At 64.8% G+C, this 24,712-nt stretch carries 18 protein-coding genes and 1 tRNA gene; 10 read left to right on the top strand and 9 right to left on the bottom strand.

All coding sequences use genetic code 11. The annotated features are described in order from the left end of the window. Window positions 1-15: 15 nt before the first annotated feature. Window positions 16-1,851 carry a dihydroxy-acid dehydratase gene (gene ilvD, locus K8M09_RS13860; RefSeq protein ID WP_160785229.1) on the bottom strand — a complete coding sequence of 612 codons (1,836 nt, stop codon included), beginning with the start codon at window positions 1,849-1,851 and terminating at the stop codon, window positions 16-18. 205 nt (window positions 1,852-2,056) lie between these two features. Here ilvD and K8M09_RS13855 point away from each other — a divergent pair, with 205 nt between their 5' ends. Both K8M09_RS13855 and K8M09_RS13850 read left to right on the top strand, forming a co-directional pair. Further along, on the top strand, window positions 2,057-3,076 hold the full coding sequence (locus tag K8M09_RS13855) for a GntR family transcriptional regulator (protein WP_160785230.1): 1,020 nt from the start codon (window positions 2,057-2,059) through the stop codon (window positions 3,074-3,076). Between the two features lie 9 nt (window positions 3,077-3,085). After that, the gene (locus K8M09_RS13850; RefSeq protein ID WP_160785231.1) at window positions 3,086-3,439 is read left to right on the top strand and encodes a VOC family protein; all 354 of its coding nucleotides are present in this window, start codon (window positions 3,086-3,088) and stop codon (window positions 3,437-3,439) included. Here K8M09_RS13850 and K8M09_RS13845 read toward each other — a convergent pair whose 3' ends face one another. Further along, window positions 3,440-4,969 (bottom strand): UxaA family hydrolase, encoded by a 1,530-nt coding sequence (locus K8M09_RS13845; RefSeq protein WP_160785232.1) that lies wholly within the window; start codon window positions 4,967-4,969, stop codon window positions 3,440-3,442. It lies immediately after the preceding gene. A 165-nt stretch (window positions 4,970-5,134) separates the two neighbouring features. On the opposite strand from K8M09_RS13845, the gene K8M09_RS13840 reads away from it, so the two are divergent. Then, window positions 5,135-5,881 carry a FadR/GntR family transcriptional regulator gene (locus K8M09_RS13840; protein ID WP_160785233.1) on the top strand — a complete coding sequence of 249 codons (747 nt, stop codon included), beginning with the start codon at window positions 5,135-5,137 and terminating at the stop codon, window positions 5,879-5,881. A 55-nt stretch (window positions 5,882-5,936) separates the two neighbouring features. Further along, window positions 5,937-7,085 (top strand): galactonate dehydratase, encoded by a 1,149-nt coding sequence (gene dgoD, locus K8M09_RS13835; protein WP_160785234.1) that lies wholly within the window; start codon window positions 5,937-5,939, stop codon window positions 7,083-7,085. A 154-nt stretch (window positions 7,086-7,239) separates the two neighbouring features. Here the strand turns inward: dgoD and K8M09_RS13830 are convergent, their stop codons facing one another. Beyond that, complete coding sequence (locus K8M09_RS13830) at window positions 7,240-8,724, bottom strand: nucleobase:cation symporter-2 family protein (RefSeq protein ID WP_160785235.1); 1,485 nt, start codon at window positions 8,722-8,724, stop codon at window positions 7,240-7,242. 341 nt (window positions 8,725-9,065) lie between these two features. Between K8M09_RS13830 and K8M09_RS13825 the strand changes: the two genes are divergently transcribed. Further along, the gene (locus K8M09_RS13825; RefSeq protein ID WP_160785236.1) at window positions 9,066-9,464 is read left to right on the top strand and encodes a hypothetical protein; all 399 of its coding nucleotides are present in this window, start codon (window positions 9,066-9,068) and stop codon (window positions 9,462-9,464) included. 64 nt (window positions 9,465-9,528) lie between these two features. On the opposite strand, the gene K8M09_RS13820 is transcribed toward K8M09_RS13825, so the two are convergent. Together K8M09_RS13820 and cpdR1 are read right to left on the bottom strand one after the other, a co-directional pair. Beyond that, a tRNA-Val gene (locus tag K8M09_RS13820) sits at window positions 9,529-9,603 on the bottom strand. A gap of 94 nt (window positions 9,604-9,697) precedes the next feature. Further along, on the bottom strand, window positions 9,698-10,060 hold the full coding sequence (gene cpdR1 / locus K8M09_RS13815; protein ID WP_023512679.1) for a response regulator CpdR1: 363 nt from the start codon (window positions 10,058-10,060) through the stop codon (window positions 9,698-9,700). Between the two features lie 192 nt (window positions 10,061-10,252). Between cpdR1 and K8M09_RS13810 the strand changes: the two genes are divergently transcribed. Beyond that, window positions 10,253-11,137 carry an N-formylglutamate amidohydrolase gene (locus K8M09_RS13810; protein WP_160785237.1) on the top strand — a complete coding sequence of 295 codons (885 nt, stop codon included), beginning with the start codon at window positions 10,253-10,255 and terminating at the stop codon, window positions 11,135-11,137. A gap of 256 nt (window positions 11,138-11,393) precedes the next feature. Continuing rightward, a complete protein-coding gene (hisN, locus tag K8M09_RS13805) occupies window positions 11,394-12,167 on the top strand; it encodes a histidinol-phosphatase (RefSeq protein ID WP_160785238.1) in 774 nt (257 codons plus the stop codon). Between the two features lie 23 nt (window positions 12,168-12,190). Here the strand turns inward: hisN and K8M09_RS13800 are convergent, their stop codons facing one another. Beyond that, window positions 12,191-13,153 carry an alpha/beta fold hydrolase gene (locus K8M09_RS13800; protein ID WP_160785239.1) on the bottom strand — a complete coding sequence of 321 codons (963 nt, stop codon included), beginning with the start codon at window positions 13,151-13,153 and terminating at the stop codon, window positions 12,191-12,193. Window positions 13,154-13,581: 428 nt separating this feature from the next. On the opposite strand from K8M09_RS13800, the gene K8M09_RS13795 reads away from it, so the two are divergent. After that, window positions 13,582-14,043: an Hsp20 family protein gene (locus K8M09_RS13795; RefSeq protein ID WP_160785240.1), complete on the top strand. Its 462-nt coding sequence runs from the start codon at window positions 13,582-13,584 to the stop codon at window positions 14,041-14,043. Between the two features lie 57 nt (window positions 14,044-14,100). Here K8M09_RS13795 and K8M09_RS13790 read toward each other — a convergent pair whose 3' ends face one another. After that, window positions 14,101-15,147: a threonine aldolase family protein gene (locus K8M09_RS13790; RefSeq protein WP_160785241.1), complete on the bottom strand. Its 1,047-nt coding sequence runs from the start codon at window positions 15,145-15,147 to the stop codon at window positions 14,101-14,103. A 481-nt stretch (window positions 15,148-15,628) separates the two neighbouring features. Between K8M09_RS13790 and gltB the strand changes: the two genes are divergently transcribed. Both gltB and K8M09_RS13780 read left to right on the top strand, forming a co-directional pair. Then, window positions 15,629-20,353 carry a glutamate synthase large subunit gene (gene gltB / locus K8M09_RS13785; protein ID WP_160785242.1) on the top strand — a complete coding sequence of 1,575 codons (4,725 nt, stop codon included), beginning with the start codon at window positions 15,629-15,631 and terminating at the stop codon, window positions 20,351-20,353. Window positions 20,354-20,492: 139 nt separating this feature from the next. Beyond that, entirely contained in the window at window positions 20,493-21,950 is a 1,458-nt protein-coding gene (locus K8M09_RS13780) for a glutamate synthase subunit beta (RefSeq protein WP_160785243.1), read from the top strand. A 65-nt stretch (window positions 21,951-22,015) separates the two neighbouring features. On the opposite strand, the gene K8M09_RS13775 is transcribed toward K8M09_RS13780, so the two are convergent. Both K8M09_RS13775 and K8M09_RS13770 read right to left on the bottom strand, forming a co-directional pair. Next, window positions 22,016-23,173, bottom strand: a complete 1,158-nt coding sequence (locus tag K8M09_RS13775) for an SGNH/GDSL hydrolase family protein (RefSeq protein ID WP_160785244.1) — start codon at window positions 23,171-23,173, stop codon at window positions 22,016-22,018. A 136-nt stretch (window positions 23,174-23,309) separates the two neighbouring features. Then, window positions 23,310-24,530: a lytic murein transglycosylase gene (locus K8M09_RS13770; protein ID WP_160785245.1), complete on the bottom strand. Its 1,221-nt coding sequence runs from the start codon at window positions 24,528-24,530 to the stop codon at window positions 23,310-23,312. Window positions 24,531-24,712 lie beyond the last annotated feature (182 nt).

The following is a 24,712-nucleotide window of genomic DNA, read 5'->3' as shown; positions in this document are numbered from 1 at the left end:
GCGCCCGGTAATTGCTTATTCCGGCAGGATGCGCACGGCGCCCTTGTCGGCGCTGGCGGCGAAGGCGGCATAGGCCTTCAGCGCCGTCGTGACGTTGCGCTTGCGCGGCGCGCCCGGCTTCCAGCCGAGCTTGTCCTGCTCGGCGCGGCGGGCGGCGAATTCCTCTTGCGAAATCGCAAGGTTGATGGTGCGGTTCGGGATGTCGATCTCGATCCGGTCGCCCTGGCGCACGAGGCCGATGGCGCCGCCCTGCGCCGCTTCCGGCGAGACGTGGCCGATGGACAGGCCCGATGTGCCGCCGGAGAAGCGGCCGTCGGTGATGAGCGCGCAAGCCTTGCCGAGGCCCTTCGACTTCAGGTAGCTCGTCGGATAGAGCATTTCCTGCATGCCGGGGCCACCCTTCGGGCCTTCGTAGAGGATGACGACGACGTCGCCGGCCTTCACCTCGTTGCCGAGAATGCCCTTCACCGCCGCATCTTGGCTTTCATAGACGACGGCCGGGCCGGAGAACTTCAGGATCGATTCATCGACGCCGGCGGTCTTCACGATGCAGCCGTCGAGCGCGATGTTGCCGGAGAGCACGGCAAGGCCGCCATCCTTTGAGAAGGGATGCTCGACCGAGCGGATGACGCCCTTTTCGCCGTCCGTGTCCAGTTCGTCCCAGCGGGCTTCCTGGCTGAAGGCGACCTGGGTCGGGATGCCGCCCGGTGCGGCGCGGAAGAAGGTGCGCACGGTCTCGCTGCTGGTGCGGGTGATGTCCCAGCGGTCGATGGCGTGGCCGAGCGTTTCGGCATGCACGGTCGGTGTGTCGCGGTGGATGAGGCCGCCGCGCTCGAGTTCGCCGAGGATGCGCATGATGCCGCCGGCGCGGTGGACGTCTTCCATGTGAACGTCGGCCTTGGCCGGCGCGACCTTGGAAAGGCAGGGCACGCGGCGCGACAGGCGGTCGATATCGTCCATGCCGAAATCGATGCCGCCTTCATAGGCCGCCGCGAGGATATGGAGAACCGTGTTGGTCGAGCCGCCCATGGCGATGTCGAGCGACATGGCGTTTTCGAAGGCGCGCTTGTTAGCGACCGAGCGCGGCAGCACGCTTTCGTCTTCCTGCTCGTAGTAGCGGCGGGCGAGATCGACGATCAGGTGGCCGGCCTCCACGAAGAGGCGCTTGCGGTCGGCGTGGGTGGCCAGCGTCGAGCCGTTGCCCGGCAGCGACAGGCCGAGGGCCTCGGTCAGACAGTTCATCGAATTGGCCGTGAACATGCCGGAGCAGGAGCCGCAGGTCGGGCAGGCGGAGCGCTCGATGACCTTGACGTCCTCGTCGGAAATCTTGTCGTCGGCGGCCGCGACCATGGCGTCGATGAGGTCGAGCGCGTGGGTCTTGCCGTGCAGCACGACCTTGCCGGCCTCCATCGGGCCGCCGGAAACGAAGACGGCGGGGATATTGAGGCGCATGGCGGCATTCAGCATGCCGGGGGTGATCTTGTCGCAGTTCGAGATGCAGACCATGGCGTCGGCGCAGTGCGCGTTGACCATGTATTCGACGCTGTCGGCGATGATTTCGCGGCTCGGCAGCGAATAGAGCATGCCGTCATGGCCCATGGCGATGCCGTCGTCGACGGCGATCGTGTTGAATTCCTTGGCGACGCCGCCGGCAGCCTCGATCTCGCGCGCGACGAGCTGGCCGAGGTCCTTCAGGTGCACGTGGCCGGGCACGAACTGGGTGAAGGAGTTCACCACGGCAATAATCGGCTTTCCGAAGTCCGAGTCCTTCATGCCGGTCGCGCGCCAGAGGCCGCGGGCACCGGCCATGTTGCGGCCGTGGGTGGTGGTTCGGGAGCGATATGCGGGCATGGTCAATTCCTCGAGATGGACGCGGCTCGCATATGGGCCTCGAAGAGCCGGATTGCGAGCCTCAGCAAGGTTCCCTAACGCAAAACGCCCCGCGCGTCACGAAAGGAATGGAGATTTTTTGGCGGTGCGACGCAATTTCCTTGCCGCCCGTGCGGAGCGGTCGTGACCGTTGTCGGCAGGGTGCATTCATGCGATTGTCCGCGCCATGATCGACCGGGGACAGATTTTGGCGGAGGAGGGCGCGCCCGACAACGGACCGCTCTACCTGCGCATCCGCGACGTGCTGGCGGACGCGATCGCCGCGGGCCGGCTGCCGAAGGGCGCCTTGCTGCTCGAAGGGCCGGTGGCGGGCCTCTTCGCCTCCACCCGCACACCCGTCCGCCAGGCTTTCGCCCTTCTCGAAGCGGCGGGGACGATCCGCCGGTTCGACGGACGGGGTTTTCTCGTGGGGCAGGGGCGCGGCGGGCCGAAGCGCGTGGCGCTGACGGCGGAGATGCTGGGCTTCGGTGAGGAAGCGCCGGGCCTGCGCAAGGCGCCGGCCTGGGAAGCGATCTATGAGAGCCTTGAACGGGAGATGGTGCATCTGTCCGTCTTCGGCCGCTACCGGATCAACGAGGTGGAACTGGCGCGCGCCCGCGGCGTCGGCCGGCAGGTGGCGCGCGATGCGCTGACCCGGCTCGAAGCGCTCGGCATCGTCGAGAAGGACGAGCGCATGCGCTGGACGCTGGTGCCGCTCGATGCCGAGCGCATGCGCGATCTGCACGATATCCGCGTCGCGCTGGAGCCGATCGCGCTGACGCAGGCCGCGCCCTTCATTCCGCCCGTCGAGCGCCGGGCGATGACGGAGCGGCTGGAGGAGGCGCTGGCCGTCTATCCCGTCCTTTCCGTAGAGGCGATGGACGGTCTCGAAACGGACCTGCACATCACCTGCCTCGGCTACTGCCCGAACCGGGAACTGTTGATCGCGCTGCGGCGCGCGCGCTTCATGCTCAATGTCAGCAAGCACATTATCGGCGTTTCGCACCGCATGCCCGCCGACGAGCCGTTCATCGCCGAGCATCTGGCCGTCTTCCGCGCGCTCGACGTGGACGATGCCGCGCGGGCGGCGGAGACGCTGCGCCACCATATCGCCGTATCCCTGCCCAAGGTTATCGGGCGCGTCGCGGAACTGCGGGACGCGCACCGGCCGGATATGCCGGCCTATGCGACCCCCGTTGCGCGGTGAGGAGGCTCCATGAAGGTCAAGCGCATCGTCGCCAATATCGAGACGGCCGATCCGGCGGCCGTCGGCCGTTTCTACAAGGACGTGCTGGGGCTCGATCTGCTGATGGATCACGGCTGGATCGCGACCTATGGCGGCGACGGCACCATGCCGCTGCAGGTGAGCTTTGCGTCGGAAGGCGGGTCCGGCACGCCGGTCCCCGGCCTTTCCGTCGAGGTGGACGATGTGGAGGCGGCTCATGCGGCCGTCGTGCGAGGTGGCTATCCCGTCGAATACGGGCCGGTGGACGAGCCATGGGGTGTGCGCCGCTTTTTCGTGCGCGATCCGGCCGGCACGCTCGTCAATATCGTCATGCACACGCGCTGATCAGGTGATCGCGCCGACCTGCCAGGGCACGAATTCGTTGTCGCCGTAGTCGAAGGCTTCGCTCGCCGTCCTGCGGCCGGAAGCGGTCTCGATGACGAATTCGAAGATACGGCGGCCGGCCTCTTCGATGGTTTCCGTGCCGTCGACGATGGTGCCGCAATTGATATCCATGTCCTCTCGGATGTGCTCGTACATGGGGGTGTTGGTGGCGATCTTGATGCAGGGGGCCGGCTTGTAGCCGGAGACCGAGCCGCGGCCGGTGGTGAAGGCGACGAGATTGCAGCCGCCGGCGATCTGGCCGGTCACGGCGGCGGGGTCGTAGCCGGGCGTATCCATGAAGACGAAGCCTGGCTCCGTCACCTCCTCGGCATATTCATAGACGGCGTTGAGCGGCATGGAGCCGCCCTTGGCGACCGCGCCGAGCGACTTTTCGAGAATGGTCGTCAGCCCGCCGGCCTTGTTGCCGTACGAGGGGTTGTTGTTGAGTTCGGCGTCGTTCCGCGCCGTATAGTCCCGCCACCAGTCGATGCGCGACAGCAGCTTTTCCGCCACCTCCGGCCGGGCGGCGCGGCGGGTGAGGAGGTGTTCCGCACCGTAGATTTCCGGCGTTTCGGACAGCACCGTCGTCGCACCCTCCTTGACCAAAAGGTCGGAGGCGATGCCGAGGGCGGGGTTGGCGGAAATGCCGGAATAGCCGTCCGAGCCGCCGCATTCGAGCGCCAGCTTGATGCCGGAGAGCGGCAGCACGGTGCGGCGGATGCGGCCGACATCGGGCAGCATGTCGTCGATCATCTCGCAGGCCGCCTCGATGGTCTTGCGCGTGCCGCCGTGGTTCTGGATCATCATGGTGCGGAAGGTTTTTCCTTCCTCCAGCCCGGCTTCCTCGACGAGCGGGCCGTATTGGAAGGTCTCGCAGCCGAGGCCGATCATCAGGATGCCGCCGAAATTGGGATTGCGGGCATAGCCCTTGAAGGTGCGGGTGAGGATGCGCCCACCCTCGGACTTGAGGTTCAGCGCGCAGCCGCCGCCATAGGTCAGCGCTACCACGCCGTCGATATTGTCGTGGCCGGTCTCGCGGAATTTTCGCGCATAGTGCTCGGCCACGTAGCGCGAGACGGTGGCGGAACAGTTCACGGTGGAGAGGATGCCGATATAGTTGCGGGTGCCGATGCGGCCGTTGCCGCGGTCGTAGCCCTCGAAGGTGCGGCGCATGGCCTGCGGCACCATGACGGGCGGGGCGTTGTCGATGCAGAATTCGTGTTTCAGCGCGACGTCGAGAATGGCGAGGTTCTGCAGATGCACGTGCTCGCCGGGGCGGATCGCCCGCGTCGCATAGCCGATGATCTGGCCGTATTTCAGAACGGGCGCGCCTTCCGCGATAGGCGCGAGCGCGACCTTGTGCCCGCGCGGAATGCGCTCGCCGGCGGTGACGCCATGCACCAGCGCGCGGCCGGCATCGACATTGGCGGGCACGACCCCGACATTGTCTTTCGGGTTGAGGACAAGCACGGCGGGCAGATCGGCAAGCATGGCGGCTCCTCGAATGGGTCGGCGCATTATGCACTTTGCCGGCAAAAGTCAATATTTGGAATTATCTGCGCGAGGACAGGAGAACGGCATGGTCTTCGCTGCTGATTTGTCATATTATTACTTATCAATTGTACGATGATTTGAGGCGACTGCGGGAGAAGCGGAGTGACGGACAAGGCAAGGAGGCCGGTGCAGCGCCCGTCGTCGCGCCGTCCGCGCGTGCGCCATAACGTGACGGCCGCCATCGGGGCGGATATCTGCGGCGGGCGTTTTCCTCCCGGCGCGGTGCTGCCGCGCGAAAGCGATCTCTGCGAGACCTACGGTGTCAGTCGCACCGTCATCCGCGAATCCCTGAAGGTGCTGGAGACCAATGGTCTGGTGCGCGGCCGGCCGCGTGTCGGCACGCTGGTCTGCGACAGGTCGGAATGGAACGTGCTCGACGCGCAGATCCTCGAATGGATGGGGCCGGAGGTGCTGTCGAGCGAGCTGCTCGGCTCGATCCTCGAAGCGCGCCGCACCGTGGAGCCGGCCGCCGCCTTCCTCGCGGCCTCGCGCGCGACGGCGCAGGAGATCGCCGATCTGGAGCGGGCCTGCGACGAGATGCGCGAGACGGAAGGGGACCTCGAAGCCTTCACCGCCGCCGATGCCCGCTTCCATGAGACGTTGCTGAGGGCGAGCCACAACAAGGTCTTCCACCAGTTCTCCTCCATCATCCATGCGGCGCTGTCCTATGCGCTGCACGCTTCCAACCGCGCGGCCGCGCGGCGGGGCGAGGCGCTGGATGTTCACCGCGAGCTGGTCGACGCGCTGCGCCTGCGCGACGGCGCGCGGGCGGAGGCCTGCTCGCGCAATATTCTCGATCTTGCCGCCCGCGACCTTTCCGCCCTGATGGACGGTGCGCGCGGGGACTGACGACTTTCGCGGGCCTCTGCCCGCTATCCATACGAACCGACGAGGGATGGAATCCATGAAGATCACGAAGCTGACGACCTATATCGTGCCGCCCCGGTGGCTTTTCCTGAAGGTGGAGACGGACGAGGGCATCGTCGGCTGGGGCGAGCCGGTTGTGGAGGGCCGCGCGCTGACCGTGGAGGCGGCGGTACACGAGCTTTCCGACTATCTCGTCGGCAAGGACCCGCTGCTGATCGAGGACCATTGGCAGGTCATGTACCGCGCCGGCTTCTATCGCGGCGGCGGCATCCACATGTCGGCGCTCGCCGGCATCGATCAGGCGCTCTGGGACATCAAGGGCAAGGCCTATGGCCAGCCGGTCCATGCCCTGCTCGGCGGGCAGGTGCGCGACAGGATCAAGGTCTATAGCTGGATCGGCGGCGACCGCCCCTCCGACGTCGCCAACAATGCCCGCGAGGTCGTCGCCCGCGGTTTCAAGGCGATCAAGCTCAACGGCTGCGAGGAGATGCAGATCGTCGACACCTGGGAGAAGGTGGAAAAGGCGGTCGAGACCATCGCGACGATCCGCGAGGCCATCGGCCCGCATATCGGCATCGGTGTCGATTTCCACGGCCGCGTGCATCGGCCGATGGCCAAGGTGCTGGCCAGGGAGCTTCAGCCCTACAATCTCCTGTTCATCGAGGAGCCGGTGCTGTCGGAGAACCGCGAGGCGCTGAAGGAGATCGCCAACCATTGCTCCACGCCGATCGCGCTTGGCGAGCGGCTCTATTCGCGCTGGGATTTCAAGTCGGTGCTGGCGGATGGTTATGTCGATATCCTGCAGCCCGACCTTTCGCATGCCGGCGGCATCACGGAATGCCGCAAGATCGCGGCGATGGCCGAGGCCTACGACGTGGCGCTCGCGCCGCATTGCCCGCTGGGTCCGATCGCGCTCGCCGCCTGCCTTCAGGTCGACGCCGTCTCCTACAATGCCTTCATCCAGGAGCAGAGCCTCGGCATCCACTACAACAAGTCCAACGACATCCTCGACTACATTTCCAACAAGGAGGTGTTCCACTACGCGGACGGCTTCGTCTCGATCCCGCAGGGACCGGGCCTCGGCGTGGAAGTGGACGAGCAATATGTCATCGAACGGGCCAAGGAAGGCCACCGCTGGCGCAACCCCGTCTGGCGTCACGAGGACGGCAGCGTCGCCGAGTGGTGATGCGCCGCATCGATCGTCCCTGGAAAGCCCGGCTTCGCGCCGGGCTTTTCATTTCGCGTTCCGCCGGGCGGCGTGGCCGGCAGGCGCTCACGTAAAAAGCCGGCCCGTGGTGAACGGGCCGGCTTTCTTGTTTTCGGAAGGCTGAAGCCTGCGGTTAGTGGCTGTCGGCCATGCGGGTGGCGTCCACGGCGGAGGCGTGATCGTAGCTGACGCCGTTGAAGAAGGCGTTGAGGATCACGGCCGCGATGGAGGCGAGCACGATGCCCGATTCGATGATCGGGTGGATCGCATGCGGCATCCACATCAGGTAGTTCGGCGCCAGCAGTGGGATGAGGCCGAAGCCGATCGACACGGCAACCACGAAGAGGTTGTTGCGCGAGGCCTTGAAGTCGACCGTGGCGAGGATGCGCACACCCGTCGCGGCGACCATGCCGAACATCACGAGGCCCGCGCCGCCGAGAACGAAGGTCGGTACGGCTTCCACCAGCGCGCCCATCTTCGGGATGAGGCCGAGGACGATCATGATGACGCCGGCCGCGACGCAGACATAGCGGCTCTTGACGCCGGTGACGCCGACGAGACCGACATTCTGCGAGAAGCTGGTATAGGGGAAGGTGTTGAACAGGCCGCCGATCATCGTGCCGATGCCATCGACGCGCAGGCCCGAGGTGAGCTGCTGCTGGCCGATCGGCTTTTCGGTGATTTCACCGAGGGCGAGGAACATGCCGGTCGATTCGATCATCACGACGATCATGACAAGCGTCATGGTGGCGATGAGGATCGGGTTGAAGATGGGCATGCCGAAGCGCAGCGGCGTGACGACGGCGAACCAGCCGGCATCGGCCACGCGGTCGAAATGCATCAGGCCGAGGATCGAGGCGGCAAGGCAGCCGATGATGACGCCGCTCAGGACGGCGATGTTGCTGATCAGGCCGCGGCCGTAGCGCGCGATGAGCAGGATGGAGACGAGGACCAGCGCCGAAAGGGCGATGTGGATCGGCTCGGCATAGATCGGGTTGGAGACGGTCGGCGCGAGGGCAAGGCCCTGCGGGACGGCCGGGCCGCCGCTTGCGGCAAGCTCCTTCATCTGCGTCAGCCATGCGGTATGGGCCGGGTCGATTACCTTGGGCGCCGTCGGGCCGAAGGGGTTGCCGAAGGTCCAGTTGATGCCGACGCGCATCAGCGACACGCCGATGACGAGGATGATGGTGCCGGTCACGACGGGCGGGAAGAAGCGCAGGAGCCGCCCCATGATCGGCGCGAGCAGGAAGGCGACGAAGCCGGCGCCTATGATGGCGCCGAAGATCATGCGCGCGCCTTCCGGTCCGGGCGCCATGGTGGCCATGGAGACCATCGGGCCGACGGAAGCGAAGGTCACGCCCATCATGACGGGCAGGCGGATGCCGACATGGCGGGTGACGCCGAGCGACTGGATGATGGTGACGAGGCCGCAGACGAAGAGGTCGGCGGAAATCAGGAATGCGACATCCTGCGGGCTGAGCTGCAGGGCGCGGCCGACGATCAGCGGCACCGCCACGGCGCCGCCATACATGACGAGCACGTGCTGAATGCCCAGCGTCGCGAGCCTGCCGACCGGCAGCTTCTCGTCCACCGGATGTGTACTGGATATGTCGCTCATGGATACTCCTCCCATCACGTCGACCTTACCTGTTCCCGTCCTCCAACGGGGTGCGCCATCCTTCGCACTGCGGTAGAGCGCTGCAAGCATAGCCAGGCGATAAACACTTTACGTATTCTTGGGGTAATCGTGCGAGGGGGAGACATCGCCGCCAGCCGTCTCCTTGCCGGATTCCTCTGCCTTTTCACGGTCTTGGCAGCGGCCTCAGCCCAAAAGAGCGGCTTGTACCTGACATCATATGAGCGCAAAACACCCGCTGCCGTCAACTGTTTCCTCGCCGGCATATGTGTATTTCCGCAAGACCGTCCGCGAGGCCGGAAAATCGCTCCGGGGAGGGGCCAATGTCCGAAAAACAAACGGAAAATCCGCGCGAGGCCGAAGCGCTGGCTTTTGCACGGCAAGGGATAGAGGCCGGGGCGGACGGACGGCATGGCGAGGCGGTCGCATACTGGCAGGCCGCATCCGACCATGCGGACGCCCATCTTTCCGGCGCCGATATCGACCATTGGATCAACAGCGGTCTCGGCGCGGCCCTGTATGACGCCGGCGCCTATGAGCGTGGCATCGCGGTGTCTAGGCTGGCGCTCGACTGGTGCTCCGCCCGAGGCTTCCCGCTGCCGGCCATCACCATTGCCCGAAGTGCGCGCCGTCTCGGCGATCACGCCGCCGCGGCGGCCTACCTTGCCAGGGCGCGTGCGCTCACCGGCGAGCCGAAACTTGAAATATGGGAGGAGGAGTAAGCGGGCGACCGGCCCGGAAATGCAAAAGGCCTTGCGGTTTCCCGAAAGGCCTTTGAGGATCGAATGGTGGGCGTGACAGGGATTGAACCTGTGACCCCTACGATGTCAACGTAGTGCTCTCCCGCTGAGCTACACGCCCGTTCGATGAGGGGCATAGACCACAAAACATCCGGCGGCGTCAATAGGCTTTTTCAGCTTTTTTTGCGCGCCGATTTCGCGGTCTTTTCCGGGCCTTAGGCGGCCAGCATCTTGTTGACCTCTTCCACGAGATCGCGCAGGTGGAACGGCTTGGAGAGGACCTTTGCGTCCTTCGGGGCCTTGGAATCCGGGTTGAGCGCCACGGCGGCGAAGCCGGTGATGAACATCACCTTCAGGTCCGGGTCGAGCTCGGTGGCGCGGCGCGCCAGCTCGATGCCGTCCATTTCCGGCATGACGATGTCGGTGAGGAGAAGCGAGAAGGGTTCTTCGCGAAGCCGGTCGTAGGCACTGGCGCCATTGTCGTAGGACAGCACCTGGTAGCCCGCCTTTTCGAGCGCCTTCACCAGGAAGCGGCGCATGTCGTTGTCGTCTTCGGCGAGGAGAATCTTGGGTGTCATGGAATTCGCAAACCGTTGCTGAAGGGTGTCTGCCCGCGGACGGGCGGTTCTGTTACAAGAGCGTATCCCGGTAAATATCCGGTGAATGGGAGAGGGCAAGCCCCGATCCCTCCTTATCTGAGTATGGACACGCGCCAAACCCGCTGGCAACATGAAAGGCGCAATGACTTTCAGGCATGGTAAAGGACGGCGATGGCGGAGGCTTCAAGCGAAAACAGCGACTTCGAAGTGCTGGAGCCGGTTTCGCAGAGCGTGCCCCTCGTCTTCAATTCGCCCCATAGCGGGCGCCGTTATCCACAGGGCTTCCTCGACGGCTCCCGTCTCGACGCGCTCGGCATCCGCCGGTCGGAAGACCATTATGTGGACGAACTCTTCTCCGTCGCCCCGGCGCTCGGCGCGCCCATGCTGGTTGCGCATTTCCCGCGCGCCTGGCTCGATGTGAACCGCGAGCCTTACGAACTCGACCCGCGCATGTTCGACGGTCCGTTGCCGTCCTTCGCCAATATCGGCTCGATTCGTGTCGCCGGCGGACTTGGCACCATTCCGCGCGTCGTTGCGGAAAACATGGAAATCTACCGCCACCGCCTTCCCGTCGAGGCGGCGCTGGAGCGGATCGAGACGGTCTACAAGCCCTATCATGCGCGCCTGCGCCAGCTTGTCGTGCGCACCCATGTCGCCTTCGGCCTGGCGGTGCTCGTCGATTGCCATTCCATGCCGGGCAATATCCGGGTTTCGGGGAGTGGCATCCGGCCGGATTTCATCATTGGCGACCGCTACGGCACCAGCGCCTCCGGCGAGCTTTCGCGCGTCGCCATGCGGCTGCTGGAGGACATGGGCTTTTCCGTCGTGCGCAACAAGCCTTATGCGGGCGGCTTCATCACCGAGCATTACGGCCGGCCGGCCAAGGGGCTGCATGCCCTGCAGATCGAGGTGAATCGCGGCCTTTACATCGATGAGGCGACGCTGGTGAAGCGGCCCGATTTCGCGGTGATGCAGACGGCGATTTCCGCCTTCCTGCAGGATTTTTCCGACTATGTGGAAGAATACGCCGCCGACCGGGCGCTCGCCGCCGAATAGGCCGTCTCCCCGTCAAAAAAAACCGCGCTTGCGGCGCGGTCAAGTCTAGGGAGGAAACACCCACGGAGGGTATTTACAGTCACAGGTGACTGTGAGGAAAAGGTAATATTGCATCGCACAATTGTCAAGCGCATGTGCGAGATGAATTTGCGGTCCGTCCGGGGCTTCCCGGCGCGGCAGTCCCCTCAATCCGGTTCCGTTTTGGCCGGCGATGCAGTATGAGGGGCTTCGATGAAAACCCCTCCGAGAGATTGCCATGCTGCCTGACCGCGCCTTCTTCGACCTCCTTGCCGATGCGGCGAGGAAGGAAACCTTGCCGCGCTTCCGCGTCGGCGCCGACGTCGTCAACAAGGAGGCCGGCGGCTTCGATCCGGTAACGGAAGGCGACCGGGCGGCGGAAGCGGCGATCCGCGTGCTGATCGAGCGGCATTTCCCCGAACACGGCATTCTTGGCGAAGAGCACGGCTCGGTCGGCCTCGACCGAGAATATGTCTGGGTGATCGACCCGATCGACGGCACGCGCGCCTTCATCTCCGGCGTTCCGGTCTGGGGCACGCTGATCGGCCTTTACCGCAACGGCGAGGCCGTCATGGGCCTCGTCGACCAGCCCTTCACGGGTGAGCGCTATTTCGCCGACGGCAATGTGTCCCGCTATGCCGGGCCGGATGGCGGCAAGGTGCTGTCGACGCGGCCGTGCAACGGCCTGTCGGACGCCATCATGTTCACGACGTCGCCGCATCTCTTCACCGAGAGCCGCAAGACCCGCTTCGAGGCGGTGCAGGACAAGGTGCGGCTCTTCCGCTACGGCGTCGATTGCTACGCCTATGCGCTGCTGGCGGCCGGCCATGTCGACCTCGTCGTCGAATGCGGGCTGAAGCCCTACGATGTCGGCGGCCTCATCCCGGTCATCGAGCAGGCGGGCGGCATCATCACCGCCTGGGACGGCGGGCCGGCGGAAATGGGCGGCGAGATCATCGCGGCCGGCAGCCGCAAGGTCTATGACGAGGCGATGGCGCTGCTCCGGGCCTGAGCCGCGCGGCTCTTCGGGAATGCTTATGCGCCGAGGCCGGTGTCCTCGGCGTCGCTGCCCGGAATGAAGGCGTCGATGGCCGCCATCGCCTGCGCGCGGTAGCGGTCGGCTTCCTGGAAAAGCTCATGGCGCGCGCCGTCGATCTCGATGAGGCGGGCAGCGCGGAAGATGCGGGCAAGATCGCCGATGGCCTTGCGCGGCACCAGCACATCCGCTGTCGGGCAGAGCAGCAGCGTGGGAATGCGGATGCGCGTCAGGTGATCCTGATGCGTCACGCGGGCCATGGCGCGAAGCGTCTCGTTCAGCCAGCGCGCGCTCGGCCAGCCGATGGAAAGCTCGGGATGCGCCGCATAGATGGCGGCGTTGCGGGCGAAGCGGCGCGCGTCGGAACTGACGACATTGCTGGCGAAGTCGAAGGACGGCTCGCTCCTGCGGAAGGTGCGGTTGCCAAGGCCGGTCATCGAGGCGAGGCGCGCGATGATGGCGATGCGGCGCTGGCTCATCGACTGGCCGCCGAGGGCGACGAAGGGCGCCGCCAGCACCATGCGTTCGATGCGGTTCTCCAGGAACGGCGCCTGCGAGAGGGCGACGAGCGCGCCCGTCGAGTGGGCGACGATGAAGAAGGGCAGGCGTGCGTCGGGCAGCACGATCTTTTCGAGAAAGAGAGAAAGGTCGGCCTCGTAATCGGCAAAGCGGGAGACATGGCCGGCATGGCTTGCCGTCAGCAGGCGGCCGGAGCCGGCCTGCCCGCGCCAGTCGAAGGTCGCCACCCACAGGCCCCGTGCCGTCAGGTCGTTGATCGTCTCGTAATATTTCTCGATGCACTCGCTGCGGCCCTGCAGCAGCACCACCGTGCCCTTGGCCTCGCGCTCGCTGGAGCGGAACACGGCGTAGCGGATCTTCACGCCGCCGCTGCCTTCCAGGAAGCCGGCGAAATGGTTTTCCGGAACGGGATTGTCGGGGGTGGCGTAGAGGATGGAATCCATCGGACAGCGCGGTCTCACAGGTGATGTTCGATGGATAGGCGCTCCCATTGGAGCCGTCAAAGAAAAAAGCCGGATGCATGCGGCACGGGGGTGGCTCACATGCAGTCCGGCGCAGTTTGACCGTGGCGGAAGGGACGTTGCACCCCGGTCGTCGAAAGTTGTTGCTTCCGATGTCGCGGTTCTAGCAAGGCCAAGCTGAACGCTGTCCGAAGCGGCCGTTCATTTGTCGTTCATGTCGGAATTTTTCTCGGCCGCGCGGGCTTGAACCGCCCAAATGGCGTTCCCATCTCATCGTCACGGGCGCCGCAAGGGTCCGTCGAGGCTGCCGTCGCCAGAAAGGGGCGGAGGCCGGATGAACCGGGCCGCTCCTTTTGAAATCAGGGGCCGCTCTTTGAAAGATCGCAACCGTTGCTCTGAAGGAGGACACCATGCGTCACGTCGATTTCTCCCCCCTTTATCGTTCCACCGTCGGCTTCGACCGTCTCTTCACCATGCTCGACAGCCTCGGCCAGCCTGACCAGGCCCAGAGCTATCCGCCCTACAATATCGAGCGCACCGGCGAAAATACCTATCGCATCACCATGGCGGTTGCCGGTTTCGACGAAAGCGAACTGTCCATCGAAGCGCGCGAACATGCGCTGACGGTCAAGGGCGAGAAGAAGGACGAAGCGTCCGAGGAAAGCCAGTATCTCTACCGCGGCATTGCCAAGCGCGCCTTCGAGCGCCGCTTCCAGCTCGCCGATCATGTGGAAGTGCGCGCCGCTTCGCTGAAGAACGGTCTGCTTCACATCGATCTTCTTCGCGAGATTCCGGAAGCCGCGAAGCCCCGCCGTATCGAGATCGCCGCCATCGGGCGCGAAGCCAAGCAGATCGAAGCGCAGACCAACTAAGCGTTTCGTTCGGGAATGAAGGGGGCGGTGCCGCAAGGCGCCGCCTTTTTTGTTGTGTCAAAGCGCCGAAAGGAAGGCGTCCACATCCGCTTGCGTCGTGGCGAAGCTGGTGACGAGGCGGATCAGCGTTTCATCATCTTGCATCGTTGCCTGAAGGTCGGGGCCGGGGTGCCAGTCGTAGAAGGTGGCGCCCTTTTCCCGGAGGGCCTTCAAGGCCGCGTCGGGCAGTATGGCGAAGAGTTCGTTCGAGCCGGTCGGCCAGGCGAGGCGGGCCTTGCCGGAAGCGGCGAAGCCTTCGGCGAGGCGGCTCGCCATGGCGTTGGAATGGCGGGCGAGGTCGAGCCAGAGACCGTCCCGGAAATAGGCATCGAACTGGGCGGCGATGAAGCGGGACTTGGAGAAGAGCTGGGCGGAGCGCTTGCGCAGGTAGTGCATCTGCCGCGCCTTCGACGGATCGAAGAGCACGAGGGCCTCGGCGCACCAGCAGCCGTTTTTCGTGCCGCCGAAGGAGAGGATGTCGACGCCGCGCTTCCAGGTCATGTCCGCCGGTGTCGCGCCGAGATGGACGAGGGCGTTTGCGAAGCGTGCGCCGTCCATGTGCAGCGGCAGGCCGGCCTCTTTCGCCACCGCTGAGAGGGCGGCAATTTCATCCAGCGTATAGGCGGTGCCGGCTTCCGTCGCCTGGGTGATGGTGACGGCCATCGGCTGGCCGCCATGCACGAAATCCGGTGGGAAGCGGCCGATGGCGGCGGCGAGGGCCTCCGGCGAGAATTTTCCCGCGGGGCCGTCGATAGGGGCCAGCTTGGAGCCGGTGGCGAAGAATTCCGGCGCGTTGCACTCGTCGACATTCACATGCGCCTCGCGGTGGCAGAAGACCTGCCCGCCCGGCCGGTTGAAACTGGCGAGCGCCAGCGAATTGGCTGCCGTGCCGGTGCCGACGAAGAAGACGGCGACGTCGCGCTCGAAAATCTCGGAAAACGTCTTTTCCACACGCTTGTCGAGGTCGCTCGTCCCATAGGCGGGAGCGAAGCCGCCGGCGGCGTCCACGAGGCTTCTTGCAATGTCGGGATGAGCGCCTGCCCAGTTGTCGGAAGCGAAAATCATGCGGTTTCCAGTGCGAATGAGGGCCGGAAGGGACCATAATGGAGAAAAATCGGCGATCAATCGCCGGATTTGGCTGAAATGTCCGATTTTCCTGAAATTGAAAGGAACGGAAACAATGCGTCGAAGCGCCGTAATTTAATTTCAAGCACCCGGAAGCGCAGGCAATTTTTCTTCATGAGGTGGTGATTATTTGGCATGATGGCCTTGCGGGGTAGGGGTGTTTCTGGCATAGAGCACCTGAAATAGGACAGCGTTACTGTCCTATTTCGGTCAGAAGACCGAAGAGGCGCTGTTCCCACCCTTGGAAAGCGCCGAAAACGGCGCCGGGTGGAAGCCACTTCCAAGACCCGCCGCCCCGACGGTTCCGATGATCCACCGGATCGGCCGTCGTTTTGCGGTCGCATCAGGTTCATGCAACAGGCGACGCTTCCCTGGAAGCGGACGGAATGCCCGCACGATGCCGGGCCAACAGGAGGAAAAGATGGTGGTGAAGACTCAAGCACATGATTTGCGGCAGACCCGGGCGCAGACGACTGCGACGGGCGCCAAAACGCGCGCTTCCACACCGGGCCTGCCGAAAAAACAAGGACTCTACGATCCGCGTAACGAACACGATGCCTGCGGCGTCGGCTTTGTGGCGCATCTGAAAGGCAAGAAGTCGCACCAGATCGTTCAGGACGGGCTCTTCATGCTCGAGAACCTGACGCATCGCGGCGCCGTCGGCGCAGATCCGCTGATGGGTGACGGTGCAGGCATTCTGGTCCAGATTCCGGACCGCTTCTTCCGCGAGGAGATGGCAAAGCAGGGCATCACGCTGCCGAAGGCGGGCGAATATGCCGTGGGCCACATCTTCATGCCGCAGGACGAGAAGCTGGTCGATTACTTCAAGAAGGTGATCGGGGATGTCGTTGCCGAAGAGGGACAGGTCCTCATCGGCTTCCGCGACGTGCCGGTCGACAATTCCTCGCTCTCCAAGGCCCCCGAGATTGCCGCCACCGAGCCGCGCCATGTGCAGGTCTTCGTTGGCGCGGGCCGCGAGGCCGCCACGAACGGCGAGTTCGAGCGCCGGCTTTTCACGCTGCGCAAGGTGATCTCCAACCGCATCTATGATGAGTATGAAGGCGAGGAGAGCAACTTCTACCCCGTCTCGCTCTCCTCGACGACCATCGTCTACAAGGGCATGTTCCTCGCCTATCAGGTGGGCGCCTATTACAAGGACCTCGCCGATCCGCGCTTCGAATCGGCTGTCGCCCTCGTGCATCAGCGCTTTTCCACCAACACCTTCCCGTCGTGGAAGCTGGCGCATCCCTATCGCATGGTCGCCCATAACGGCGAAATCAACACGCTGCGCGGCAACGTCAACTGGATGGCGGCCCGTCAGGCGTCCGTCTCCTCGCCACTCTTCGGCGACGACATCACCAAGCTCTGGCCGATCTCCTACGAGGGCCAGTCGGATACCGCCTGTTTCGACAACGCGCTCGAGTTCCTCGTGCGCGGCGGTTACTCCATGGCCCATGCGGTCATGATGCTGATCCCCGAGGCTTGGGCCGGCAACCAGCTCATGAGCCCCGAGCGCAAGGCGTTCTACGAATACCACGCCGCCCTGATGGAGCCGTGGGACGGCCCGGCCGCCGTCGCCTTCACCGATGGCCGCCAGATCGGCGCGACGCTCGACCGAAACGGCCTGCGTCCCGCCCGCTACCTCGTCACCGACGACGACCGCGTGATCCTTGCCTCCGAAGCCGGCACGCTGCCGGTCAAGGAAGAGAGCATCGTCAAGAAGTGGCGTCTTCAGCCGGGCAAGATGCTGCTCATCGACATGGAAGAGGGCCGCATCATCTCCGATGAGGAGGTGAAGTCCGCGCTTGCCGAAAAGCACCCCTATCGCGACTGGCTGGACAACACCCAGATCATTCTGGAAGACCTCGGCCCGGTCGAGCCGCGCGCGCTGCGCCGTGACGTGTCGCTGCGCGACCGCCAGCAGGCCTTCGGCTATACGCAGGAGGATACCCGCCTGCTGATGTCGCCGATGGCGACGACGGGGCAGGAGGCGATCGGCTCCATGGGCACGGACACGCCGATCTCGGCCATGTCCGACAAGACCAAGCTGCTCTACACCTATTTCAAGCAGAACTTCGCGCAGGTGACGAACCCGCCCATCGACCCGATCCGCGAGGAACTGGTCATGAGCCTCGTCTCCTTCATCGGCCCGCGCCCGAACATTCTCGACCATGGCGGTGCGGCCAAGGCCAAGCGCATGGAAGTGCGCCAGCCGATCCTGACCAATGGCGACCTCGAAAAGATCCGCTCCATCGGCCACGTGGAGGATCGTTTCGACACCAAGACGCTGGACTTCACCTATGACGTCTCGCGCGGCGCGGACGGCATGCTGGAAATGCTTGACCGGCTCTGCGAGCGCGCCGAGCAGGCCGTGACCTCCGGCTACAACATCATCGTGCTCTCCGACCGCCAGATCGGGCCGGACCGCGTGGCGATCCCGGCGCTGCTGGCGACCGCCGCCGTGCACCACCATCTGATCCGCAAGGGGCTTCGCACCTCGGTTGGCCTCGTCGTGGAGACCGGTGAGCCGCGCGAAGTGCACCACTTCTGCCTTCTCGCCGGCTATGGCGCGGAAGCGATCAACCCCTACCTCGCCTTCGACACGCTCACCGACATGCACAAGCGCGGCGAGTTCCCGAAGGAAGTGGACGCGGAAGAGGTCGTCTATCGCTACATCAAGGCGATCGGCAAGGGCATCCTGAAGGTCATGTCCAAGATGGGCATCTCGACCTACCAGTCCTATTGCGGCGCGCAGATCTTCGACGCCATCGGCCTCTCCTCGGAGTTGACCGACAAGTATTTCTTCGGCACGGCGACGACCATCGAGGGCATTGGTCTCGACGAGATCGCGCAAGAGACCTTCAACCGCCACAAGGCCGCTTTCGGCCGCGACCCGCTGCTCGCCAACACGCTCGATATCGGCGGCGAATATGCCTACCGCATGCGCGGCGAGGAACATGCCTGGACGCCGGACGTGATCGCCTCGCTGCAACATGCGGTGCGCGGCAACGCGGCCGACCGCTACAAGGAATTCGCCGAACTGGTGAACGCCTCGTCGCTGCGCATGAACACGATCCGCGGCCTGTTCTCGATCAAGGGCGCGGAAGCGGCCGGCCGCAAGCCGATCTCCATCGACGAGGTCGAGCCGGCGGTCGATATCGTCAAGCGCTTCTCGACGGGGGCCATGTCCTTCGGCTCGATTTCCCGCGAGGCGCATACGACGCTGGCCGTCGCCATGAACCGGATCGGCGGCAAGTCGAACACCGGCGAGGGCGGCGAGGAAGCCGACCGTTACATGCCGCTGCCGGACGGCTCCGCCAATCCCGAGCGTTCGGCGATCAAGCAGATCGCATCCGGCCGCTTCGGCGTGACGACCGAGTATCTGGTCAATGCGGACATGCTGCAGATCAAGGTCGCGCAGGGCGCAAAGCCCGGCGAGGGCGGCCAGCTTCCGGGCCATAAGGTGGATGCGACGGTCGCGAAAACCCGTCACTCCACGCCGGGCGTCGGTCTTATCTCGCCGCCGCCGCACCACGATATCTATTCCATCGAGGATCTGGCGCAGCTCATCTACGACCTGAAGAACGTCAATCCGGAGGCCGATATCTCGGTCAAGCTCGTCTCGGAAGTCGGCGTCGGCACGGTTGCCGCCGGCGTCGCCAAGGCGCGCGCGGACCATATCACCATCGCCGGCTTCGACGGCGGCACGGGTGCTTCGCCGCTCACCTCGCTGAAGCATGCCGGCTCCCCCTGGGAAATCGGCCTTGCCGAGACGCACCAGACGCTCGTGCTCAACAAGCTGCGCTCGCGTATCGCGCTTCAGGTCGACGGCGGCCTCAAGACCGGCCGTGACGTCGTCATCGGTGCGCTGCTCGGTGCGGACGAGTTCGGCTTCGCCACCGCGCCGCTGATTGCGGCCGGCTGCATCATGATGCGCAAGTGCCACCTCAACACCTGTCCGGTGGGGGTTGCGACGCAGGACCCGGTTCTGCGCAAGCGCTTCAAGGGCACGCCCGAGCATGTCATCAACTACTTCTTCTTCGTCGCCGAAGAGGTGCGCGAAATCCTGGCCTCGCTCGGCGTTCGTTCGCTGAACGAGATCATCGGCGCCTCCGAGCTCCTCGAAAAGGAGAAGATGATCTCGCACTGGAAGGCCAACGGTCTCGACTTCTCCCGCATCTTCCACAAGGTCGATGCGCCGAAGGAGGCGACCTACTGGACCGAGCGGCAGAACCATCCGATTGAGGATATCCTCGACCGCAAGCTGATCGTTGAGGCCAAGCCCGCTCTGGAAGCCAAGACGCCGGTCGCCTTCGCGGTCGATATCAAGAACGTCGACCGTTCGGCCGGCGCGATGCTCTCGGGCGAAGTCGCCAAGCGCTACGGCTTCAAGGGCCTGAAGGACGACACGATCTCCGTGACGCTCAACGGCACGGCCGGCCAGTCCTTCGGCGCGTTCCTTGCGCGCGGTATCACCTTCGATCTGGTGGGCGCCGGCAACGACTATGTCGGCAAGGGCCTTTCGGGTGGCCGCATCGTCGTGCGCCCCCCGGCGGGCAACCGCGCGGTGCCGCATGAATCGATCATCGTCGGCAACACGGTGCTCTACGGCGCGATTTCGGGCGAATGCTACTTCAACGGCGTTGCCGGCGAACGCTTCGCCGTGCGCAACTCCGGTGCCGTCGCGGTCGTCGAGGGCGTGGGCGACCATGGCTGCGAATACATGACCGGCGGCGTCGTCGTCGTCATCGGCCAGACGGGCCGCAACTTCGCGGCCGGCATGTCGGGCGGTGTCGCCTATGTGCTGGACGAGGAGGGCGACTTCGCCCGCCGCTGCAACATGGCGATGGTCGAGCTGGAGCCGGTGCCGGAAGAGGACGACATGCTGGAGAAGCTGCACCACCACGGCGGCGACCTCATGCACAAGGGCATGGTGGACGTGTCCGACGACATGACGCGTCACGACGAGGAGCGGCTTTACCAGCTCGTCTCGAACCACCTGCACTACACGGGCTCGCCGCGGGCCAAGGAGATTCTCGACAAATGGGCCGAGTATCGTCCGAAATTCCGCAAGGTGATGCCGGTCGAGTACCGCCGCGCGCTCGAAGAGATGGAGCGCATGAGGATGGGGGTCGCTGCCGAATGAGGCAGCGGTTCACTACTCTTCACTGACCGATTGCGCGACAGCGCAATCAGGATCGATTTCATCTTCACCGGCACGACAGCGGAGCTGCGTACCGGCATCGGGGCCTGAGAGGCACCCGTCTTGAGCAAGGATTATTGACGTGGGCAAGGTAACTGGTTTCATGGAAATCGACCGGCAGGTGATGAAGTATCAGCCGGCCTCCGACCGCATCCGCCATTTCCGCGAATTCACCATTCCGATGTCGGACCCCGAAGTGCAGAAGCAGGCCGCGCGCTGCATGGACTGCGGCATTCCCTATTGCCACGGTCCGACCGGGTGTCCGGTGCACAACCAGATTCCGGACTGGAACGACCTCGTTTATAACGGCAACTGGGAAGAGGCGATCCGCAACCTGCACTCGACCAACAACTTCCCGGAATTCACCGGCCGCGTCTGCCCCGCCCCGTGCGAGGAGGCCTGCACGCTGAACCTGGAAGACACCCCGGTCTCGATCAAGACCGTCGAGCAGGCGATTGCCGACAAGGCCTATGAGATGGGCTATATCGTGCCGCAGCCGGCGACGGTGAAGACCGGCAAGAAGGTCGCCGTCATCGGCTCGGGTCCTTCCGGCATGGCCGCTGCCCAGCAGCTCGCCCGCGCCGGCCATGAGGTCCATCTCTACGAGCGCGAATCCAAGGCCGGCGGCCTGCTGCGCTACGGTATCCCGGACTTCAAGATGGAGAAGAACTTCATCGACCGCCGCGTCGACCAGATGCGCGGCGAGGGCGTCACTTTCCACTACGGCGTCAATGTCGGCGTCGACAAGACGATGGATGCGATGCTCGCCGAGCACGATGCCGTGCTCTATTGCGGCGGCTCGGAAACCCCGCGCGATGCCGGCATTCCGGGCGTCGACTTCGCCGGCGTGCATGATGCCATGCCCTACCTCGTGCAGCAGAACCGCCGCGTCGGCCGCGAGAACATCGACAGCGTCGGCTGGCCCTCCGCGCCGATCCTTGCCGGCGGCAAGCATATCGTCGTCGTCGGCGGCGGCGATACCGCGTCGGACTGCGTCGGCACGGCGTTCCGCCAGGGCGCGGTGAAGGTCACCCAGCTCGACATCCGCCCGCAGCCGCCGGAAAAGGAAGACAAGCTCGCCGTCTGGCCCTTCTGGGCGACGAAGATGCGCACCTCCTCCTCGCAGGCCGAAGGCGCGGTGCGCGAGTTCCAGGTCGGCACGCTCGAATTCGTCGGCGACGAGGACGGCGTGCTGACGGGCGTGAAGTGCTGCCAGGTGGATGACCGCCGCAAGCCGATCCCCGGCACGGAGTTCATCATCAAGGCTGACCTCGCCTTCATCGCCATCGGCTTCCGCGGCCCCTTCACCGACAGCGTGCTGAAGGACCTCGGCGACCGCCTGACCATCAACACCGACAAGCGCGGCTCCTCCAACGTCGTCGCCAACGACCGCGACTACCGCACCTCGGTGGACAAGCTCTGGACGGCCGGCGACGTGCGCCGCGGCCAGTCGCTCGTCGTCTGGGCGATCCGCGAAGGCCGTCAGGCTGCACGCGCCATCGACGAGGCGCTGATGGGCGCGACGACGCTGCCGCGCTAGACTTCGGGAATGACAAAGGGCGCGCCGTGAAAGCGGCGCGCCCTTTTCGTTTCAGGCATAGGAAATCAAGGCGTTGCCGTCTTGTTCATCCGGAAATCGTCCACGCGCCCGAGCGGCGCATCGGCGGTCTCGCCCTTTTCCACCAGCTTGTCGCGCAGGCTCTTGCCGTTGCCCTTGATCGGCGCGCCGCCGAGCAGCGCCGTGCCGCCGTCGAGCGCCGGGTCGGCGAGGCTGATGGGCTGCGTCTTGGTGATTTCCGCGTCCTCGACCGGGGGCGTGGCGACGACGAGGTCCTTGAGGTCACCCTGCAGGCCGGGACCGTCGGCGGCGGCATCGCCGAGCAGGCGGCGGATTTCCTTTTCCACGTAGAAGGCGAGTTTGCGCTTGCCGGCCTTGGTGAAGTTGATGCCGTCCGAGCCGCGCAGGCGCACCTGCTGGCCGTTGATGTCGGAACCGGAAATGACGAACTTGCCGTCCTCGTCGACGAAGCCGTCCCAGATGTCGACGAACTCGCCGCCCGCCTTTTCCACGCCCGCGCGATAGAGGTTGTTGAGCGTCGTCATGTCGGCGGTGAGCGCGGAGGACTGGAAGGCCGGCATGCCCATCCACAGCAGCGGCTTGCCGCTTTGGCGCGCCAGCGTGGCGAGGCGGGCGACGCGTGTTTCGTATTCCTTCGTCCAGGCCTCGGAGCGGAATTTCTCCTTCTCGCCCGCGACGGTCATCTGCTGGCGGTCGTTCGCGCCCATGCTGACGACGACGAGTGCGGGCTTGGTCTCGGCGATGAGCGCGGGCAGGGTTTCCGGCCAGTTGTAATAATCGTCGCGCACGATGCCCGAGGAACCGTTCGTGCGGCGCTCGACGCGAATGCCCGGCGTCGCTTCGAAGGCGGCAGCAAGGCCCTCGCCGACGCTGCCGGCGATGAAGTCGCCGACGACCAGCACCACCTTCGCATCCGGCAGCTTTTCCACGACGGGTGTTTCCGGCGTCTTGGCGACCGTGGTCGTCGTCTTCTTCTTGCGGGCGGTGGTGCGCGGTTTGCGGACCTGCGGCTCGGCGGGAATGACCTCCCGGGGTTTTTTCTTGCCGAAGAGGAATTCGAGGATGGTCTTGCGCTCGCGCGGCTGTTCCTGCGCGCCAGCGGGAAGCGCGGCCGCGACGATACCGGCGGCGGCGACGAGGGCAATGCCGAGGCGCGCGATGCGGGCGGGGATCGTCTTGCTCATCGTGAAAGGCTCCGTCTCTGCCCCGATGTTGCGGAAGCTCGGTGGCGGCATGATGGCAAATGCCGGCGCTGAGCGAAAGCGCCTGCCAGCAAAAAGGGCGCCGAAGCGCCCCCGATGCCGGTATCCGCCGTGGGTCTCAGCGGCGCAGGGCTTTCAGGACCTGCTGGCTCGGCTCGCCGTCCGCGGCAAGGCCCATGCGGTTCTGGAAGGCCTGGATCGCGGCTTTGGAGCCGGAACCGAAATTGCCGTCGACCTCGCCCTCGTAATAGCCGAGTTCCTTGAGGCGCGTCTGGAGTTCGAACTTCTCGGTGATGTCCAGCGTGCCGTCCGGGCGCGGCCAGCGCTGCTTGACGCCGCTGTAGCCGGCGATCTGGTCGGCCAGCATGCCGACGCCCATCGCGTAGGAATCCGAGGCGTTGTAGCGCTTGATGACGAAGAAGTTCTTGGTCATCAGGAAGCCGGGGCCGCCATTGGCCGGCAGCTTGAGTTCGGCGCGGTCCGCGCCGTTCTTGAAGCCCTTGCCGCCCGGGCGGGTGAAGCCGAGCTTGGCCCACTGGGCAAGCGTCTTCGTCTGGCCGGAGTATTTGTTGCCGCCGTCGGGCACGACGATCTCGTAGCCCCAGGTCTTGCCTGCCTGCCAGCCGTTCTTGGCAAGCAGGTTGGCGGCGGTCGCCAGCGCATCCGGCACGGAGTTCCAGATATCGCGGTGGCCGTTGCCGTCCGCATCGACCGCATAGAGCAGGTAGCTCGTCGGGATGAACTGGGTGTGGCCCATCGCGCCCGCCCAGGAGCCGGTCATGTCGCCCGCGGCGATATCGCCGCGCTGGATGATCTTGAGGGCGGCGATGAGCTGGGTGCGGGCGTATTTCGAGCGCTTCTTGTCGGCATAGGCGAGCGTCGCCAGCGCGCGCGGCACGTAATGCAGCCGGTCGTCCTTTTCGAGCACCGCGCCGTAGTTCGATTCCATCGACCAGATGGCGAGCAGGATGTTGCGGTCGACGCCGAAGTGGCGCTCGAGCGCGGCCAGCGTGCGGCCGTGCTTGGCGGCCATCTCACGGCCGATGCGCACCGTATAGGGGTTGACGCGCGAATCGAGGTAATCCCAGATCTTGCTCTTGAATTCCGGCTGGTAGGCCGCCTTCTCCAGCACGTCCGGGTCGGGTGTCTTGACGCCGGAAAACGCCTTCTGGTAGGTGCTTTTGCTGATGCCGGCCGCAGATGCGGTCTCGTAGAAGTCGGCGATCCAGTTCTGGAAGCGGGCGTCCGCGCGGGCCGCTGTCGCCTGGGCGAAAAGCCCGGCCGTAAGGAGAAGGGTGAGCGCAGATCGGCGCAGAACGGTCTTCAGATTCTGTGTCATCGGCTGTCATGTCCGTTTCTAAATTTCGGTACGATGGCGTGAAACCACCGGCTGAACGCAAAACTTATAAAAACGAAGTCAACAAATTCTTTACCATCAAAATTTTGCCCCGTCTTCTTTTGCAAAAAAATAGCAATTCGATTCTATTCCGGCAGAGATATGTCCGGGCCATGATGGCAAGG

Source organism: Shinella zoogloeoides, from assembly GCF_020883495.1.
Taxonomy (GTDB): domain Bacteria; phylum Pseudomonadota; class Alphaproteobacteria; order Rhizobiales; family Rhizobiaceae; genus Shinella; species Shinella zoogloeoides.
This window is presented reverse-complemented; position numbering and strand designations above follow the sequence as displayed.